Annotated in this window: 12 protein-coding genes and 4 pseudogenes; 9 read left to right on the forward strand and 7 right to left on the reverse strand. The window is 68.4% G+C overall.

All coding sequences use genetic code 11. From position 1 onward, the window contains the following. Window positions 1-51 precede the first annotated feature (51 nt). Window positions 52-912, reverse strand: coding sequence for an SDR family oxidoreductase (locus CLT75_RS03820; protein ID WP_135239497.1), 861 nt, complete (start codon window positions 910-912; stop codon window positions 52-54). A 130-nt stretch (window positions 913-1,042) separates the two neighbouring features. Here CLT75_RS03820 and CLT75_RS03825 point away from each other — a divergent pair, with 130 nt between their 5' ends. Then, window positions 1,043-1,654 carry a TetR/AcrR family transcriptional regulator gene (locus tag CLT75_RS03825; protein ID WP_135239498.1) on the forward strand — a complete coding sequence of 204 codons (612 nt, stop codon included), beginning with the start codon at window positions 1,043-1,045 and terminating at the stop codon, window positions 1,652-1,654. Between the two features lie 84 nt (window positions 1,655-1,738). Here the strand turns inward: CLT75_RS03825 and CLT75_RS03830 are convergent, their stop codons facing one another. Together CLT75_RS03830 and CLT75_RS03835 are read right to left on the reverse strand one after the other, a co-directional pair. Next, window positions 1,739-3,265, reverse strand: a complete 1,527-nt coding sequence (locus tag CLT75_RS03830; RefSeq protein WP_135239499.1) for an FAD-dependent monooxygenase — start codon at window positions 3,263-3,265, stop codon at window positions 1,739-1,741. 156 nt (window positions 3,266-3,421) lie between these two features. Beyond that, window positions 3,422-3,595: a hypothetical protein gene (locus CLT75_RS03835; RefSeq protein WP_209310261.1), complete on the reverse strand. Its 174-nt coding sequence runs from the start codon at window positions 3,593-3,595 to the stop codon at window positions 3,422-3,424. Window positions 3,596-3,893: 298 nt separating this feature from the next. Between CLT75_RS03835 and CLT75_RS03840 the strand changes: the two genes are divergently transcribed. Continuing rightward, on the forward strand, window positions 3,894-4,508 hold the full coding sequence (locus tag CLT75_RS03840; protein ID WP_030274343.1) for a TetR/AcrR family transcriptional regulator: 615 nt from the start codon (window positions 3,894-3,896) through the stop codon (window positions 4,506-4,508). On the opposite strand, the pseudogene CLT75_RS33015 reads toward CLT75_RS03840, so the two are convergent. Next, window positions 4,391-4,762: pseudogene (locus CLT75_RS33015) on the reverse strand (transposase); the annotation flags it as partial. The gene CLT75_RS03840 and the pseudogene CLT75_RS33015 sit on opposite strands and share 118 nt — an antisense overlap. Window positions 4,763-4,982: 220 nt before the next feature. On the opposite strand from CLT75_RS33015, the gene CLT75_RS03850 reads away from it, so the two are divergent. Further along, window positions 4,983-6,302 (forward strand): IS701 family transposase, encoded by a 1,320-nt coding sequence (locus CLT75_RS03850; protein WP_420891099.1) that lies wholly within the window; start codon window positions 4,983-4,985, stop codon window positions 6,300-6,302. A 158-nt stretch (window positions 6,303-6,460) separates the two neighbouring features. Here CLT75_RS03850 and CLT75_RS03855 read toward each other — a convergent pair. Continuing rightward, window positions 6,461-6,814: pseudogene (locus CLT75_RS03855) on the reverse strand (IS256 family transposase); the annotation flags it as partial. Next, on the reverse strand, window positions 6,729-9,869 hold the full coding sequence (locus CLT75_RS03860) for an AfsR/SARP family transcriptional regulator (RefSeq protein WP_486485051.1): 3,141 nt from the start codon (window positions 9,867-9,869) through the stop codon (window positions 6,729-6,731). The gene CLT75_RS03860 and the pseudogene CLT75_RS03855, both read right to left, overlap by 86 nt. 326 nt (window positions 9,870-10,195) lie before the next feature. Here CLT75_RS03860 and CLT75_RS03865 point away from each other — a divergent pair, with 326 nt between their 5' ends. From CLT75_RS03865 to CLT75_RS03885, 5 genes and pseudogenes are all read left to right on the forward strand, one after another. Next, window positions 10,196-13,144 (forward strand): glycoside hydrolase family 183 protein, encoded by a 2,949-nt coding sequence (locus CLT75_RS03865; protein ID WP_135239500.1) that lies wholly within the window; start codon window positions 10,196-10,198, stop codon window positions 13,142-13,144. Window positions 13,145-13,240: 96 nt separating this feature from the next. Then, window positions 13,241-13,705, forward strand: a pseudogene (locus CLT75_RS03870) (PEP-utilizing enzyme); the annotation flags it as partial. A 117-nt stretch (window positions 13,706-13,822) separates the two neighbouring features. Further along, window positions 13,823-14,128 carry a hypothetical protein gene (locus tag CLT75_RS03875; RefSeq protein ID WP_135239502.1) on the forward strand — a complete coding sequence of 102 codons (306 nt, stop codon included), beginning with the start codon at window positions 13,823-13,825 and terminating at the stop codon, window positions 14,126-14,128. A 633-nt stretch (window positions 14,129-14,761) separates the two neighbouring features. Next, window positions 14,762-15,751 carry an AraC-like ligand-binding domain-containing protein gene (locus CLT75_RS03880; protein WP_167796864.1) on the forward strand — a complete coding sequence of 330 codons (990 nt, stop codon included), beginning with the start codon at window positions 14,762-14,764 and terminating at the stop codon, window positions 15,749-15,751. 144 nt (window positions 15,752-15,895) lie between these two features. After that, entirely contained in the window at window positions 15,896-16,360 is a 465-nt protein-coding gene (locus CLT75_RS03885) for a hypothetical protein (protein ID WP_135239504.1), read from the forward strand. A 501-nt stretch (window positions 16,361-16,861) separates the two neighbouring features. Here CLT75_RS03885 and CLT75_RS33020 read toward each other — a convergent pair. Further along, window positions 16,862-17,028: pseudogene (locus CLT75_RS33020) on the reverse strand (IS5 family transposase); the annotation flags it as partial. Window positions 17,029-17,190: 162 nt separating this feature from the next. Between CLT75_RS33020 and CLT75_RS03895 the strand changes: the two are divergent. Next, the gene (locus CLT75_RS03895; protein ID WP_135239505.1) at window positions 17,191-18,228 is read left to right on the forward strand and encodes a DUF808 domain-containing protein; all 1,038 of its coding nucleotides are present in this window, start codon (window positions 17,191-17,193) and stop codon (window positions 18,226-18,228) included. Window positions 18,229-18,664: the final 436 nt, after the last annotated feature.

Raw genomic sequence — 18,664 nt, forward strand, 5'->3', positions numbered from 1 at the left:
GGTGCGGCGGTTCTGGTGCCGGAAAGGCCGGTGTTGACGCCGGTCCGTCGGTCAACTAGCGATTTCGGGGGCGGGCACGGCGTGCTCGGCAGCGCGACTGACCTGCTCCCAGGCAGCCCAGGTCTCCATCCGCCGCTGGCAGATGTCGAAGGCCAGGTCGTAGACCATGCTGCCGAGCAGCAGCCGCAGCGGCGGGTCTTCACTGTCGACCAGCTTCAGCAGCGCGTCGGCGGCCAGACGCGGCTCACTGTCGATCGAGCCCTCGGCCCAGTGCTTTTCCAGCTCGGCGCGCAACGGGCCGTATTCCGCCAAGGCTGCTGTCGTCGTCATGCTGGTGTACAGGTTGGTCCAGTAGCCGCCGGGCTGGACGATGCTGAGCTTGATACCGAACGGCGCGGCCTCCGTCGCCAGTGCCTCGCTCATGCCCTCCAGCGCGAACTTGCTCGCGCTGTACATGCCGGTGCTCGGGAAACCGCCCAGGGCGGCGATGCTGGAGACCTGCACGATGTGACCGGATGACTGGGCCCGCAGGTGCGGCAGGACGGCCTGGCAGACCCACATCGCCCCGAAGAGATTGACCTCCAGTTGGGCGCGCGCCTCGGCCTCGGTGAACTCCTCGACCATGCCCGAGGACATGCTCCCAGCATTGTTCACCACGATGTCGAGCCGACCGAAGTGCTCGACGGCGGCGTTCACGGCGGCGAACACCGCGTCGCGGTCGGTCACGTCCAGGGGAAGGGCAAGTAGCCGATCTCCGTACCGGTCGTCGAAGTCCTGCCGGACGATGGTGCGGGCGGCGGCGGCCACTTGATCGCCGCGCTCCAGTGCGGCGAGAGCGAACGCACGGCCCAGGCCGCGGCTGGCTCCGGTGATGAACCAGGTGCGGGAGGAGGCGCTATCCGGGGTGTGCATATGCAGGACTCCGATCGGCTGCGTTGACTATACGAGACGGTCCGTCTCGTCATAATGGCGACGGTACCAACTCCCCTTGTGCTGGGTCAAGACGGACCGTCTCGTCTAGTTAGTTTGTTAGGGTTGCGGTATGACGACACACCGCACGTCCCCCTCCAACGCGACCCGCCGGAACGAAGCCTCTCGGCGGGCCATCCTCGCCGCAGCCTTCGAGCTGGTGCAGGAGGTGGGATACGCCAAGCTGAGCATCGAGGGCATCGCAGCCCGGGCTGGTGTTGGCAAGCAAACGATCTACCGCTGGTGGCCCTCCAAGGGGGCGGTCCTCTTCGATTCCTTCCTCATGCTCAGCGAGCAACCAGACGGCGGAGGGAGTGCCCTGCCCGACACTGGTGATCTGGAGGCAGACCTGAAGGGGGTACTTCGAGCCACGATCGAGGAACTCAACGATCCGCGCTACGACGAGCCGATGCGCGCCCTGAACACAGAGATCACCCATGATTCGACACTCGCCGCTCTCTACGCCGAACGGCTGGACAGCCCGATGAGAGAACTGAAGAAACAACGACTGCGCAGCGCCCAGCGGGCTGGGCAGCTGGCCGAGGACCTCGACCTCGACGTGGCCGTCGACATGCTTTGGGGGCCCCTGCTCAACCGATGGCTCCAGCGCAGCAGAGCGCTTACCCCCGACTATGCCGACAGCGTCGTCGAGACCGCTCTCAACGGGCTGCGCCCGCGTCGCTGAGGCTTGCGAAACATCCCTTGAGTTCCTCTGGACGCTAAGGTCAGGGGCCCCGCATCCGTGAGCGTGGGCGATCTGGTCGTCGTTTCAGGGTGTGCCGAACCAGCCGGAGAGCGCTTCGCGCAGCGCGGGCGCGGCGGTGTCGGCGGGTTCATCGAGGGTCGCGGCCCAGGCGATGTGGCCGTCCGGCCGGATCAGGAGCGCGTCGGCCGGTCGATCGTCGGTCTTGGCGGTGTGGAGGTCGACGCGATGCCGCCAGTCCCGGGCGGCCTCGCGCAGGTCCGGCCGGTCGGCGAGGTCGAGGAGGACGGGCCGCGCACCAAGCATGAGCTCCGCGACGCTGGTGACGCCCTGGTCGGTGTGCAGGGTGAGGTCGGGGGCGAAGGTGCCGGCCAGCGGGTGGTGGCCGGCACCGGGCATCGGGTAACGGATGTCGGTACCGGATACCAGCGCTCCCATGCGACGCAGCGGCTGCTCGTCGGTGAGCAGTTCGGAGAAGACCTCCCGCAGTGCTTCGGCGGCCGCGTCGTGCCCGCGCCGGAGTGCCACCTGGGCGCGGGTGTGCAGCATGGTTCGGGCGGCGGCCTGGCTGCGTTCGCCGTGGTAGGTGTCCAGCAGGCCGGGCGGCGCCCAGCCGTGCAGGTCGGCGGCCAGCTTCCAGGCCAGGTTGACCGCGTCCAGCATGCCGGCGTTGAGGGCTACCCCGGTGGCCGGGAACAGATGCGCCGCATCCCCGGCCAGCAGGGTCTGCCCGGCCCGGTAGCGCTCGGCTTGGCGGGCCTTGAAGGTGAAGCGCGACAGCCGAGGCGCCTCGGCGACCGGCAGGTGCGCGCCGAGCACGCGGCGGACGCTGTCCTGCAGTTCGGTGACGGTCATCGAGACGTCGTCGTCGTATTCGGTGTTCTCGTCTTCGATGGTGTAGACCGAGACGACCTTGGAGTCGGGCGATGAGCCGACGCCGAGCAGGCCGTGGTCCGTGCGGGTGAAACCGGCGCGGATGGTGCCGAAGCCGGGCACGTCGAGATCGCCGTTGCCGAGCACGGTCACCGTGTCGGGCAGGGTGACCTGGGCCAGCCGGTTGACCTCCGGATAGGTGGTGCCGGGGAAGCCAATGCCAGCCCAGTCGCGGATGCGGCTGCGCGCGCCGTCGCAGCCCACCAGGTAGCGGGCGTTGATCCGGTACGGCCCGTCCGGGCCCCGCACCTCCACGGTCACCGCGGCCTCGTCCTGGCTTACCCCGATCACCTCGTGCCCACGTTGGACGTCGACACCGAGTTCGCCGGTGCGTTCATCGAGCAGCCGCTCCAGCAGCGGTTGCGGCATCGGCAGGGCGTGCAGCGGGGGATCCGGCAGCTGGGTGAAGTCCAGGTGCACGCCGCCGAACGGGAACCGGGGGGCGAGGCCGGGGCCGGGGCAGGCGGCTTCGAAGCGTTCCAGTAAGCCCCGGTAGCGCAGCAGCTCCAGGATTTGCCCGCCGAGACCACCGGCCTTGGGGATGTCCCGGCGCTGCGGCTGCCGCTCCAGCAGCAGCGGTCGCACACCGGCCAGACGCAGCTCAGCGGCTAGCATCAGCCCGGTCGGACCGGCGCCCACAATGACCACGTCGGCGTTCATCACTGGCGACTCCGCTCGTACGCTTCCGTCGCATCCCCGCGTGACCCGCACGCGGTCAACAGCACACGCACTTCGCTACTCCCCATTTCCGTGGATTCTGGCCTCGGTTGACGATTCCTCACCCAGCGGCGCGTTGCCGGGTGAAATCATGATGATTTATCTCGATCGATCTTTGATCGTGTCACCCTGCCGTGGGCGCGATCTGCTCGGGATGATCGTGCCGTGCCCCGGCTTGACCGGCTCGTGGCTGCCCTCGATGACCAGCGTGGGCGCCTTCACCTGGTGCAGCACCCCTACCGGCTCGAAGTCGGGCTTGGCCGCTGCGGCCATCCGGTGGTCGGCCGTCGCCGACAGGTTGCGGGCCGTCGGCGCACGGCCTTCTTCAACTCCTGGGCGTGGTCCTTCATCGCGGCCCGCTCCTCGGCCGCGAATCCTTCGTGCTCACTGTTTTCGGTGCTGCTCATGGCAGATCACTCCTTGCGGATTTGATGAGGCGCAATCCTGGGCCCGCGGGTGGCGACGTGCCACCACACTCCTCCATCGGCACGCACCGTGCCGATCGGGGCCTAATGTTGCACGCAGCCCGCTGCATTGTCAACGGCACGCCGTGTGCCGATAGGATCGCGGCATGACCGACACGCCTGCCACGCCACGGCGCCGAGGCGCTGCGCGCACTGAAGAACTGCTGCGAGTGACCCTCGATCTGGCCGCGGAGGTCGGTTACGCGGGACTGAGCATCGAGGCGGTCGCCAGGCGGGCCGGGGTCGGAAAGCACACGATCTACCGGCGTTGGCCGTCCATCGCGGCGCTGCTGCTCGACGCGCTCAGCCTCGTGTGGACCAGCGATCTGGACTACCGCAACGCCGGGGACGTCCGTGCGGATTTGCGCGAACAGTTCCTACGCTCAAGCCTGGCCCTATCCAGCCCGCCGATCGGCCCCGTCTACCGCGGAGTCATCGCCGAGGCGCAGGCCGATTCCACGCTACGGGCGACCCTGCACGAACGGTTCCTGGCCACCGTCGAGCAGAGCACCCTCGACCGGATCACCCGCGCTCAGCGCACCGGTGAACTCGCCCCAGGAGCGGACCTGGAATTCGCCGCCGAGGTGCTATGCGGCACTCTCTACTACCGCTGGCTGCTGTCAACCCGCCCCATCGACGAGAACGCGGTCGACGGACTGCTGGACATGTTCATGGCCGCGTACGGCACATCAACTCGTTGCAGTGACCATGAGCGTTGTTGACGGCGTGGCGGCTTGATACGAGATGAGACCTCCGGCGAGGTGTAAATCGTGTCGGCGTCCAACGCCTTGACCAGGTTGTCCACCTTGCGAATGGACCCGCCGTGCAGGTAGGCCCCCATCACCATTGGGAACAACGCCTTATCCACCCGCCGCCGACGATCGAGGAGGCTGGGGAAGAGCGAACCGCTGCGCAGCTTCGGGATCCGCAGCTCCAGGTCCCCTGCCGTCCTGGTCAGAGTGGGGGCGGTACCACCGAGACCGCTCGCAGCGCAGTCGCCTTGCGATCGTCCGCCGCACCGTCGCCGGTGCTGGATTGGAGCGCTGTCACGGCCACACTCAGGCGTACCCAGCCCCCCAAGCATCGAATCCTAGTACGGCAGCCGCCGTTTGAGATGTCGCTGGTGGGGCCGGGTAGACGAGGTGCGGCCACCGCGTGATCGTCTGTCTGCTGTGGACATAACTTCAGATCTGGCGGTGGCCGCGTGCCACAGCGTAAACCCTGCCCGGTGGCGGCAGGTTCTGGCCGGGGTGTGCGAGGCGTTCGCGGGACGGTTCGGGCGGGTCGAGCCGCGGCGCACGGCGACGGCGTTCGTGGCCGGGCTGCTCTCGGATGTCGAGGTCAAGACGTGTTGGCAGTTGGCGGAGCAGGCCGGGCATGCCCGGCCGGACGCGATGCAGAGGCTGTTGTATCGGGCGGTGTGGGACGCCGACGCCGTCCGCGACGATCTGCGCGACGTGGTCGTGGCCCGGTTCGGCGACTCGGACGCGGTGTTGGTCGTCGACGAGACCGGGGACCTGAAGAAGGGCACGCATTCGGTCGGGGTGCAACGCCAGTACACCGGCACCGCCGGCAGGATCGAGAACGCGCAGGTAGGGGTGTTCTGCGGCTACGCCAGCCGGCACGGGCACACGCTGATCGACCGCCGGGTCTACCTGCCGGTGTCGTGGACCGATGACCGGGACAGATGCCAGGCCGCCGGGGTTCCCGATGAGGTCGTCTTCGCCACGAAGTCCGAGCTGGCCGCCGACATGATCACCGCTGCGGTCGACGCCGGCGTCCCCGCCGCGTGGGCGGCTGCGGACGAGGCCTACGGCAACAGCAGCGTCTTCCGCGCTCACCTGCGCGAACACCGCCTGGGCTATGTCCTGGGCGTCTCCCGCAGTCACCTGGTCCCTCTCGACGGCGGCAAGACTCGGGTGCGGGCTGACCGGGTCGCCGCCGACCTACCGGCCTCGGTGTGGCAGCGCCGCAGCGCAGGCGCCGGGTCGAAAGGGCCACGCTTCTACGACTGGGCCTGGCTCGACGACGTCTGCACCGATGCCGACCCCGACGACGGCGGCCACCACAGCCTCCTGATCCGCCGCAACACCACCACCGGCGAGCTGGCCTTCTACCGCTGCTGGACCCCGCAACAGGCCACTCTTGCCCAACTCGTGCGGGTCGCGGGCATCCGCTGGACAGTCGAGGAAAGCTTCCAAGCCGCCAAGGGCCAGGTCGGCCTCGACCAGCACCAGGTCCGCCGCTGGGACTCCTGGCACCGCTTCACCACCCTGGCCCTGGCCGCCCTCGCCGTTCTGGCGATCTGCGCCGCCGACGCCGACGACGACTCCACCGACACAGGACTGATCAAGCTGACCGTCAACGAGACCCGCCGGCTGATCAACACCCTCGTACTCCGCCCGATCCGCGACCTCACCCACCGTCTGCGCTGGTCAGACTGGCGCCGCCGCCATCAAGCCCGAGCCCGCCAAGCCCACTACGCCCGACGCCTCAACCTCGAACTCCAGCCATGATCCCGAACGGCGGCTGCCGTACTAGGACGCTTTTGCGGGCTGTGTTTCCTCAACAGTCCATTCTGGATGGGGCGGCAGGGCAGTTCCTTGACCGTTCGCCGTAACGGGTGCGGTAACGGCGATGCCCACCGCGGAGGAACGGCCGACATGGGATGGCACCGGAACGTGTTGCGGATCAGATGGATCACGCAGGTCTGCACCACTGTGCGGGGCCACACGTTCGTGACGACCTCGGGCAGGCCTTTCAGGCCGTCGCAGACGAGGAAGAACACGTCCTTCACGCCGCGGTTGCGCAGGTCGGTCAGCACGCTCATCCAGAACTTCGCGCCCTCACCACCGGCGCCGGCCCACAGGCCGAGGATGTCCTTGTCCCCGTCGAGGGTGACGCCGATCGCGGCGTAGAACGGCTGGTTCGCGACCTGCCCGTCACGGACCTTGACCACGATCGCGTCGATGAACACCGCGGCATAAATCTCGTCGAGGGGCCGGTGGGACCAGTCGGTCATCTCCTCGTTCAACACGGTCTCCAAGACCGTCTTGGTCAACTGCTTCAACAGCCCTTCCGGACCCGTCAACGAGCGTCTTCAACAGTCCAAGCGCGCGCGACTCGATCAGCCGGTAACCGGCTTCGTTCGCCATGCGCAGCGCGGCCTTGGCGTGCTCGCGAGCGACGTCGGGCTGCTCGGTGGCCAGGCACACCGCCGCCAGCCCCACCAGGGCACTCGCCTCGCACCACACGAACCGGGTCTGCCGGGCCAGGACGAGCGCCAGGCGGTGTTCCTCGGCTGCCTCTGCTGGCCGTTCAGCGGCCAGCAGCACGCGGCCGTAAGCCTCGCGTGCCCACGCCTCGGTGCCGGCGTCGCCGATCTCCTGCGTCAACGCCACTGCATGTCGCGCGTCGGCGCAGGCGCGTGGTGCGCGGTCGGTCATCGACCACAACAACGCACGTCCGCTGAGCGCCGTCGCCTCGCCGTACTGATAGCCCAGATCGCGGTTGGCGACCAGCGCACGGTCGTACAACTCCTCGGCGGCTTCCCGGTCTCCACGGTCGCGGCGGATGCCCGCGAGGTCAACCAGAAGTACCGCTTCGTTGTACCGTGAGCCGCTCCGTTCCGCGCAGGCTAGTGCGTCCCGGATGTGCTGGTCCGCCTGTGACAGCGCGCCGAGCTGCCAGTATGCGAAGCCGAGGTTGGCGAGGGACATGGCCTCGCCGCCGTCGTTGCGGTATTGCCGGTTGAGCTCCAGGGATTGTTGGGCGCAGTCGATTGCGGCTCGGGGGTTGCCGAGGCGCTGATGCACCGCGCTGAGATTGTTCAACAGGGCCGTGCGTCCCTCCGGCCACCGGTCATGGGCGTTGATGCGGAGGCCGTCGAGGAGGTGATGGCGGGCTTCCTCGTATCGGCCGGCGGTGACGTGGGCGAGGGCGATGCTCAGGTGCATGCTGGCCTGGGCTGTCAGGTCGTTCGCGGCCTCCGCGGCAGCCAACCCTGCGGTGGCTGCGGACAGCCACTCGGCGCGGCGTCCACGCTGGTGGAACCAGGCGCGTAGGGCGTCGGTGAGCTGCCAGACAAAGCGTGCATGCCCGTGTTCGGCGGCGTGATTGATCGCCGCGATGACATTAGCTGCCTCTGCGTCCAGCCACGCCGACGCCTCGTCGGCATCGGGAAACGATTGTTGCGGGACCGGCCCGGGGAGCCTGAGGAAGTGGGGGATGAGTTGACGTCCGGCGGCGTCGGCCCTGCTGCGATAGTGCTCAAGTAGACGCTGCCGGGCGTCGTGACGGGTGGTGTCGTCGTCCTCCGTGACGAGCCGGTCCACGGCGTACTGGCGGAGCAGGTCGTGAAACCGGTATCTGTCGCCTCCCTGATGCTCGATCAGGTGTGCGGACGCGAGGGCGCGGAGTGTTCTCGTCGCGATGGGGGGTGCGACCCCCTCGAGCGCGGCGGCGACGTGGGCGGTGAAGCTGCCACCGGGGACCAGCCCGATGTGACGGAACATTCGTTGCTGAGCGGTGGGCAGGGCCCGATACGACATCGCGAAGGCCTTCGTGACCGCGCCCTCGTCGGCACCGTCGACGGTTAGGCTGGTGAGAGGACCACCCTCGTCGAGTTCCTCGGCCAGTCCGGTGATGTGGGGATGGCCGCTCGTCTGTAGGTTCGCTGCCGCTATCCGCAGTGCCAGTGGCAGGTGCCCGCAGAGGCGGGCGAGGCGAGCCGCGGCGCCGGCCTCGACCCGAACGGCCTCGTCGCCGAGCATCGCCGCCAGCAGCCGCACGGAGTCCGTCGGGCTGAGGACGCCCAGCAGCAGAGATCGGGCGCCGGCCCGGACGACCAGCTCACCGAGCCGGCGACGGCTGGTGATCAGAACGGTGCCGCTGGGCGGGATCAGCGGTATCACCTGGTCAGCGTCACGCGCGTTGTCCAGCACCAGCAGAATCCTGCGGCCGGTCATCGTCGAGCGGAACAGCGAGACCCGGCCGTCCTGATCGTCCGGAACGACGCGGGGGTCGACACCAAGCCCACCGAGTAGCTGTCCGAGCGCGGCGGACGGTGTGACGGGTGGACGCTCGACGTCGAAGCCGCGCAGGTCGATGAACATCTGACCGTCGGGGAAGGCGTCACGTACCCGGTGCGCCCAGCGCACCACCAGCGCCGTCTTTCCGACTCCGGGGATTCCGCTGACAACCCAGACCGTCGTGGCGCTGGATCCGCCCGACAGCTGGTCGAGATGGGTCATCTCGTCAGTTCTACCGATGAAACCTGGTACGTCCTGTGGCAGCTCTTCCGGACGGTGCGGCACGCTCGACAGTGCGTCGTCGCGTTCCGCCGGCAGCACCGGATCGCCCCTGAGGATGAGCCGGTGCAGGCGGCTGAGCTCGCGTGACGGTTCCAGGCCGAGATCGTCGTGTAGCCGGGTGCGGAGATTGCGGTAGACCTCCGATGCTCGATCGGCCTGGCCCTCGAGATACAGGGCTGTCATGAGCTGACCGACGAGGCGATGCCGATAGGGCTGTCCGGCCACCTGGTCGGACACCTCGCGCACCACTCTCCTCGTGCGGCCCAGCCGCAGCAGCGCGTCCGCCCGGTCCTCCGCAGCCGTCCAACGGGCCTCGATGAGACCCGAACAGAGCAGTTGGCGTCCGGAATCGTCGACGACGTCGAGCAGTGGCTCACCTCGCCACAGGTCCAACGCCTGGTCCAGCAACTGCACGGTGGTGAGATCGTCGGAAGAGCCTGCGGCCTGCTGGACGAGGGCGGAGAAGCGGTGTGCGTCGATGGTCGCCGGATCGGTGTGCAGCCGGTAGGCGCCGCGCTCGCTCAGCAGCTGCGCGGATGCACCGATCTGCCGGAAGGTGGCTCGTAGGCGCGAGACCATGGCCTGCACCGTCGCTCGTGCGCTGGGTGGGGGCGCCTGCGCCCAGATCAGGTCGATGAGCCGGTCCGCAGGTACCGGTCGATTGGCCGCCAGGACGAGCGCTGCCAGGAGCAACCGGGGCTGTCGTCCTCCGATGGCGACGCGGACACCCTCGGACCAGATCTCCACCGGCCCGAGGACCCGAAACTCCATGTGCACTTCCCTGCCGTCGCTGCGTGTGCGGGCCGGCGCGACTCCTCTGCAAGCATTTTGCAAGATCGCTGCATGCGCCGGCCCTGATTATGGTCGAGCCCGCTGACAGTGAGCGGGCGGTACGAGCGTGCGCTTCGCGGCGCGGCCAGCACGGGGTGGCCGCGAGCGACGAAGGGTGCGCAGAGTCCGGTGCGCTTATCCGGGGGCGATGAGCGACGCAACGCCGGGGTGCGATGCCTGCTGGCCGAGCACAACGATCCACCGGCCGGACGCGCCGTCGACCGGCCGGCACCGGCACCGGCCGGTCATCCAACAGAGGGAGTGCGATGAGAGACCCCCTGGCCCTGCTCAGCGCGACAGTTGTGCTGGCAGCGGCCGTGTTGACCAGTGGCGCCGCGCAGGCGGCGCCCGATTCGGCCGCGGCGCCAGCCGCCGTGGGAGCCGTCGCGCCGCCGCAGACCGAGCCGCGAGTCGCCGCCCCGCCGGTTCCGCAACCGACGCCGTTCAAGGAGGCGCCGCTCAGCACCGCCACCGGCAGGACGGCCGCCCTGCCCGACTTCGGGCCCGGGGAACGCGTGCTCTCGGCGTACCACCGGGGGAAGCTCTCCCGCGACGACGCGGTGCGGTACGGCCTGGGCGCGGTGCGCTCGCCCCGGTCGGTGCCGGCGCACCTTCGACCGACCGGGGCCATCCACGACCCGCAGCGATATCTGACATACCTGTCGATGTTGGCGGCGAGTGCCGATCCGGAGGCGGCGCGGACGATCGCGCCAGATGTCGCGGTGCCTGCCGGTGCCGCCACGGCCGCCGGCTACGACGACTGCGCCGCCGAACCGTACGACTACCTCGGGGTCACCTATCGCTGCCGGGCGTCGGCCGGCGAATTCCTCGTCCTCTACAACATCGCCGGTGGAGGCAGGCCGGGCATCCCGGCGGACGCCAACCCGAACGGCCGGGCGAAGGCGGTGCAGCATCTGCTGAACGCGCTCTCGATCGCCGTCGACGAGTATCGCGAGATGGGCTACCCGCTGCCCGTGCGGGACGGCAAGCCCTGGGTGCTGGTCTACGGCGTCGATGAGATTCCGCTCGTCGGCGGGGCCGGCCTGCCGATCGACGCGCCGTTCGTCCTGCCGTTCGGCTTGAATCAGCAGGCGACCATGCTGGTGCCCAACGGGCAGGACGACTGGGACTACCTGCCGCGGCATGAGCTGTTCCACGTCATGCAGTACCAGTACTGGGATCGGTCCGACGTCGGCCTGGACTACCTGACCCTCTTCGTGGGCGGCAAGGAGTTCGGCTCGATGAACTGGTGGATGGAGGCCACCGCGGAGTGGGCGACCCACCAGACCTACGCCCGGGCGCCGTACGTGCCCATCCCCGGCGAGGAGAAGCTGTACGCCCGCAACGTCTACGACGTGCTCAGCAAGCCCGGGGCGGCACTCAACTCCTGGGGCGGGCTGGGCGGCGGTCCGCAGTATGGCGCGTTCCTGCTGCCGACCTACCTCACCGAGCAGGTCGACGCCTCCTTCGTGCGACGCACGTGGGAGAGCATCCGGGACCACGACCATCTGCCGATCGAGGCGATCCGGCACACCGCTGAGGGCTACGGCCTGAACTTCGCGGACATGCTCCTCAACTACCACATCGCCAACTATCGACTGGCCAAGGCGAACGCCGCGCCCGCCCCGACCGTGGACGCCTGGCGCATCTACGGCTACTCCGACTCCGACGCGAGCCTGTGGCGCAGCAACCTCACCGGCGCGAGCGGGACGAGCGGCGACGCCCTCGGGGGCGCCAGACCGGCCCGCAAGAGTCACTCGACGCCCGCCGGAGCCCAGGCGGAGTACCAGGACATCCTGCGTAAGGGCGGTGCTGTCTACCACGACTTCCGCGCGGTCAAGAACTCCGGCGACGCGAGCTGCGGATACTGCTCGACACTGATGGTGGACACCACCAGGGACGCCAACCGCAGATCTGCCGTCGTCGTCTGGTGGCCGACGGGAAGCACCGGCACGCTGGCGAAGTACCCGAGCATCCACACCGTGCGCCATCCCGACGCGGGTGGACTGATCACGGTGCCGGACTTCGCGTACCCCATGGTGGCCACTCTGGTGACCACCTGGACCGAACTGGACATCCACTCCGCCGACGCGGACAGCAGCCCGAAGACGTTCACCACGAATGTGGAGAGCGTGCTGCCACTCACGGCCCGCTCGTGTGCGCTGCGCCCGCTCTCGGTGCGCAGCGTCGAGACCACGGTCGAGCCGGAGGGCGCCTTCAACAGATACGCCGCCAGCACGCCGGACGGCTGGACCGGCGGCGACTCCACGTACTCGGTGAAGCTGCCCGACGGCCGGATCGTCTGGCTGTTCTCCGACACCTGGATGGGCCCGCTCAACAGCGACGGCACCCGCCCGGTGAGCGCCCCCCTGGTCAACAACACCTTCGTCGTGCAGAACGGCGCCAGCCTCACCACCTACCAGGGCGGCACCGCCGGGGCGCCTCGGGCGTTGATGCCGCCGTCCGGGCCCGGAAAGTGGTACTGGGTCGGTGACGGCCACCTCTCGGGCGGACAACTCCAGGTGGTGTACCAGGAGTACGAGCGTTTCGGCTCCGGCGCCTGGGACTGGCGGTTCAACCGCAACGTCGTCGCCAACTTCGCCCTGTCCAACCTGCGGACCCCGGTCAGCGTCCGGGAGTTGCCCTCGGCCAGCGGGGTCGCCTGGGGCTCGGGGCTGCTGCCGGCCAGCCGCAGCGGCGACGGCTACACCTACGTCTACGGCGTCGACGACTCCCCGATCAACAAGCAGATGCGCATCGCCCGGGTGTACGGCAGCGACCTCGCCAACGGCACCTGGCAGTACCACACGCCGTGGGGCTGGACGCTCCGCGAGCAGAACTCCCGAAACCTGCTGACCGGAATCGCGAACGAGTACAGCGTCACCCCGTGGGGCGGGCAGTTCCTGCTGCTCAGCCAGGACAGCACCGAGGCGTTCAGCGGGCAGATCAACGCCTGGACGTCCTGCTCACCGTACGGCCCCTTCACCCAGAAGACCCCGGTCTACCGCATGCCGGAACCCGGCCCCTACGGCAGCTACTGGAACCCCAACGTCATCTCCTACAACGCCCACGTGCACCCCGCACTCAGCTCCGGTGACACCTTCATCGCCTCCTACAACGTCAACAGCATGGACACCCGCGTCTCCCCGGACGCGGACCACTACCGCGATCCGGGCATCTACCGCCCCCGCTTCTTCCGATTCGTCCTCGGATAACTACCGCGGTTCCGCCGGGCGTAGGACACGCCCGGCGGAACCATCGGGCATCACCGGTACCGGTGTGTGCCTCCAAGAGCGCGATCGCGACGTGGGGTCAGCGACCTCGACGACATGCGGGACCGCCTCGTCGCGGCGTGCCTGGGGCCGCCGATGCCGGGCGTGCCGGACCCCGGCCACCCGTACCTGCTCACCGCCGGCGACCTGGCGCCCGCCGACACCGCCGGTCTCGAACCAGGCCTGGTCACGGCCGAGGGCGGGCCGACCAGCCACACCGCGATCCTGGCCCGGACCCTCGGCATCCCGGCCGTGGTCCGCTGTGCGGGCATCCTGGACGTGGCCGACGGCGCGTTGGCCAGTCTCGACGGCGCGAGCAGCGTCGTGGTGGCTGGCGTCTCCGCCGGGACGGTGCGCACCACCAACGCGGACCGGCTCGCGGAGGTCGAACGCCGCGCCTGCTCTCAAGGCCCAGGGCGGACCAGGGACGGCCATCCTGTCGCGCTACTGGCCAACATCGGTTCGGCCCGCGACCTCACCGGCGAGGTTGAAGGCGTCGGCCTGGTACTCCAACGTCACTTGCCTTCGGCGTTGGGCGTGGCGCGGGTACGAGGACGGCCACCGCGAGTTGCTCACCGTGGCCTGCCGCTGCCGGACCCGGCATTACCGTGAGTATTCGGCATGCAGTTCGGCGTACGGCCGGAGCCGGTCGGGATGGCGGCGAGTTCTGCCCATGCCGATCTCGGCGCAACAGTGCGTGCCTGGGATGCGGGCGCGATGGGCGGGGCACTCCTCGGCCAAGGCGCGGACCTGGTCGGCTTCCAGTTCGAACGCCTCGCGGCTGCCGGTGAGCACCAACGTGTCGGCGGCGATGTCCCACCGCAGATGATCGCGGAACTCTTGATGCCGGACTTGCCGGTGATCATCGATCGACCGCGCCGGGAACGGACCTGCTTCCACCGCGACGGCGGGAACGCGAGACGGTGATGCAGCAACACCAGGTCGAGCGGGCGCCCCCAACTGTGATGGTCGGGAAGTGTCGCGCGACGTAGGGGAAGATAGACGATCGTGTGCGGCGACCGGGCAGCCAGCCCCCACGCCAGAGCGAGCAGCATCGCTGTTTCCTTGTCGAGGCAGAACTGGGCTCCAAGACGGCCCTCGTACAGACCAGCGAACCCCGGCGGCCTTGCCGGCCGCATGACCCGGTACCGATAGCGTCCGAGGTGAACGGTGCTGACCATCACCGGCCATTCGTGTCCGCCCAACCGTCGACCCACTCCAGCAAGCCCTTTCGACCCTCGTTGTATCGCCGTCCGGTGAGCATTGTCGCCCGGCCCGGCACAGCGACAGAGTTACCTGACGGCGGGGCACCCGAGTCAAGACCGGGCGCGCTCTTATGCCGCTCCTGGCGTCCTGGTGTTCATCACCGCTGGTGACGCACGGTAGTGCCGGTGCCCGCCGCTGAAGATCACCGCCGACCGCACGTCCTGACATCGATGCTCCTTGACCCTCTCAACGCATGCGGTTCAGTACTCACGGTGTGCTGTACTTCCCAGAGAGTCGCGGGGCCTATGTGGTTGCCCTGGTCTCTTGCTGTCCTGTGTCGAAAGGGTGATGACGATGATTCAGACGCTGTTCGACAGCAGGGACTTCCCGGTCGACGAGCGATTCGACCGCTGGCACGAGATGACGATGCGATCGCTCGTGGCCTCGGACGTAGCCACCGAAATCCCGCACCAGGACTTTCGGGCAACGATGCAGCATCTCGACCTGGGCGCGGTTCAGATCGTCGCCATGACGTATCCCTCGTTGCGGTGTCGGCGTACGCCGAGAATGATCCGGCAGAGCGACCCGGGGTATCTCAGCCTCGGGATGATCCTGGGGGGCAAGCAAGGGATCGCCCAAGGCGGCCGGGAAAGCGTTGCGGGGCCGGACGACCTCGTGCTCTACGACACGTCACATCCATACGAGGCGCACGTGACCGCCGCGAATCCGGTGGTGGCTCGCACGGTGGTGGCACAGTTCCCCAGAGCGCTGCTGTCCACGCGCAACTTCGAGCCACTGCTCGGCGCACGCTTGTCCGGGAGAGTCGGAACCGGAGGTCTGGTCGCACAGTTCCTGTTCGGACTGGTCAGGGGCGCACGCGACTACGAGCCTGCGGACTCCCCTCGGCTGGCCGCGGTCTTCCTCGATCTGCTGTCCATCACACTCGCCCGGGAACTAGGCGCTGGATGCGAACCGCCGCCCGAGAGCCCTCAGAACGCTCTCATGCTGCGCATTCACGCCTTCATCCAACAGCACCTCGGTGATCCGGAGTTGTCCCCGGTCACCATCGCCGCCGCGCACCAGATCTCGGTCCGCCACCTCCACCAACTCTTCCGGCAGCAGGACCTGACCGTCTCAGCCTGGATCCGTCGTGAACGACTGGCCCGTTGCCGCCGCGATCTCGCCGATCCGCGGCTGCGAGATCGTCCGATTTACGCGATCGCGCTGCGCTGGGGCTTTCCGCGACCGGCCGATTTCACCCGGACATTTCGGCTCTCCTACGACATGACGCCCAGCGATTATCGGGAGATGGTTCCGCACAGCCTGGTCGGCGTCGAGAGCTAAGCGGCGTGCGCTCTGCGCTAACGCCATCCTGACTCGTGGCCTCCACAATGGCTTGCAGGTCGACTCGCGCACCCACGTAGGCGCGATACGGGGACTCAACCCCGTCTTTCCGCGATCGCTAGAGCATGGAGGTTTCACGCGCTCATGAGATTCATCAAGAGGACGGCCCTGATGGCTTGCGCGACGGCGACGGCAGTCATGGCATTCGCCACTCCGGCCAGCGCCGCCACCACGTTGAACTTCTATGCCAACGGACCAGCTGATTCGGGCCGCGGCTGTGATATGACGACCAAGGCGGGGGGCACCTACACCTACTACGCGAATGGCGGCGTCAAAGGTGGCTACCAGGCGTTCGCAGGTGGCTTCGACGCATGGGAGCGTGATCTCTGCCCGGATGGTTACGGTGCGGCGCTGCACCTGACCTACTACAAGTGGAACGGCAGCTCATGGGTTTACTCGACTGCCAACCCGATCAAGGTGACCACCGGGGCCTACGACACGGTGTATCACAGCTGGACCTTCAAGGACGTTCGCGACGTGCAGATCTACAGCTGCAGGATCAACGGTGCAGGTGCGGTCTCGTCGTGCGCCAAGGCAACCCTCTTCTAGGAGGCCGGAACGGGCTTCGGCCCGCTGGTCACCCACGACATCATGCCGCTGTGGATCGTCTCCGGCCTGCCCCCGCCGCCCCCTCGCCGAGCTTCCCGAGGGCTGCGTCATCCCGTCGGTGAAGTTCGCTGCGGCAGTCGCTTAGCACGACCATCCACCTGCCGGGCTCCGGGCCATGAGGTTCGGGGCCCGGCCGGGCGGGGGAGCGGTCGGTAGCCGTCGCGTTCGGGGGGCGGCGACGTGCCCTTCGTGGCATTTCGGCGTACACGGCGATCGATTATCCGGCCGGGAAGCGCAGACACCCGGGGCCGGCCCAGTGGCGCCCTCGGCATGAGCGCGCACCGCGTCGGGGCGCGGAGGCGCGTCCGGCTGAGAGGGCTCCTGCGTCCGTCGTGGGCTTCGAACGGTTTCCGCACAGTGGCTACATGCGGGGCGACGGTCGCCTAGCGCATGGTCGGCGGGCTCGGCATAGATCCCGCCCGGTGGTACTTTCTGCCGGTGCCCGTCACGACGGGCACCGGCGGCGTGTTGTTGGGCGCGGCTGATCGTGGAGTCGACGCTGACGGTCCAGTCGATGCGCCCGGCCGTATCGGCGGCGGCTTGCAGCCCAGCCGGGATCCGGGCCAGGTGCCGTCACGCTGCCAGCGGCGGAACCATCGATACAGCGTCGGCTACGGGGCGTAGTTGGCGGCGGGTGGTCGGCTGGGCGCGATAGCCGCTCACCTCGAGCTCTCGCCCGATATGCGACCGGGCGGTGGCGTGCCGCGCACAGGGACCTGAGCGAGAATGGGCCGGTTCGAACTCTGCGCAACCCTGGAAGGAACCCTCCCTTGGCCGGTGGACTCGTAGCCCTGCTGGATGACGTGGCGGTGCTGGCCCGAGCCGCTGCCGCGTCGATCGATGACATCGGGGCGGCCGCCGCGAAGGCCGGCGCCAAGGCTGCGGGCGTCGTCGTCGACGATGCTGCCGTCACGCCGCAGTACGTACGGAGCCTGGCGGCCGAGCGTGAGTTGCCGATTATCAAGCGCATTGCCCTGGGGTCGCTGCGCAACAAGTTCTTCATCATCCTGCCGGCGGTGCTGCTGCTCAGTCAGTTCGTGCCCTGGCTGCTCACTCCGATCCTCATGCTCGGCGGCGCCTACCTCTGTTACGAGGGTGCGGAGAAGGTGTGGGCCAAGATCGCCCATCACGATGCCTACGGCGCGGGCGAGGAAAAGGTGCAGGACGAGACGACACTGGTGTCCGGGGCGGTACGAACCGACCTGATCCTCTCGGCGGAGATCATGGTCATCACCCTTAACGAGGTGATCGATGAGGCGTTCTGGTCCCGCCTGGCGATCCTGGCTGTCGTCGCCGTCGTCATGACCGTCCTGGTGTACGGCGTGGTGGCCCTGATCGTAAAGATGGACGACGCCGGGCTGCGCCTGTCGCAACGTTCCGGCGCCGTCGTCACGTTCGGCCGCGCTCTGGTGAGGGCGATGCCGGTCGTCCTCACCGTGCTGACGGTAGTCGGCACCGCGGCGATGCTGTGGGTGGGCGGGCACATCCTGCTGCTAGGCACGAACGAGCTGAACCTGCACTTCCTGTACGAGGCCGTGCACCACGTGGAGGTCGCCGCCCACGACGCCACGGGTGTTCTCGGCGGGCTCGTCGGCTGGCTCGTCAACACGGTGGCCAGCGCGATCCTCGGGCTGATCGTCGGAGCGTTGGTCGTGCTGGTCATGACTCTCACGCTCCACCGCCGCAAGTCCAAGCCTGCGGCTGCGACTGCGGCGGCCACGACTCGTACTGACGGCATCATCCCCGCTCCGCCGAGCCGTGCAGCTCAGCGTCGCGACGCTCCTGCGGACCGAGCGCCGCGCGGTTGACCGCACAATCATCGCAACTCGACCACGGAGTCAGGCGTTCTGGTGCTGAACCGCTAGTACTCCAGCCGCACCTGGTGGAGTCAGAGTCTTCGCGCGTCCCCGCAGCCACCAAGACCAACGACTAAAGATCACCCAAACCACCGTGGTCCAGTTTCAGCCGGACCACGGTGGTCCCGTTTGAGGCGGCGTTGACACGGTGGACGGACTGACCATCCCGGGCCGCCCGCGGGCCAGTGGCCGCACCGCTCGATGCCAGACCGCCTGTCGGCTCCGGCTAAAGGCTGGGGTCGGGGCGGCGTTGACAGGAGCCCACCGGCTGTGCCGTCCGTCGCTGGAACTGACCGTGGCCGGGTGCGCCGTTGATGGGGGACCGGGGCGCCGTGGACCTGGTGATGCCCTGCCGTCGCCCCTCGTCTACCCCCCGAAAACCCCCACT

The organism is Micromonospora sp. CNZ285, assembly GCF_004637285.1.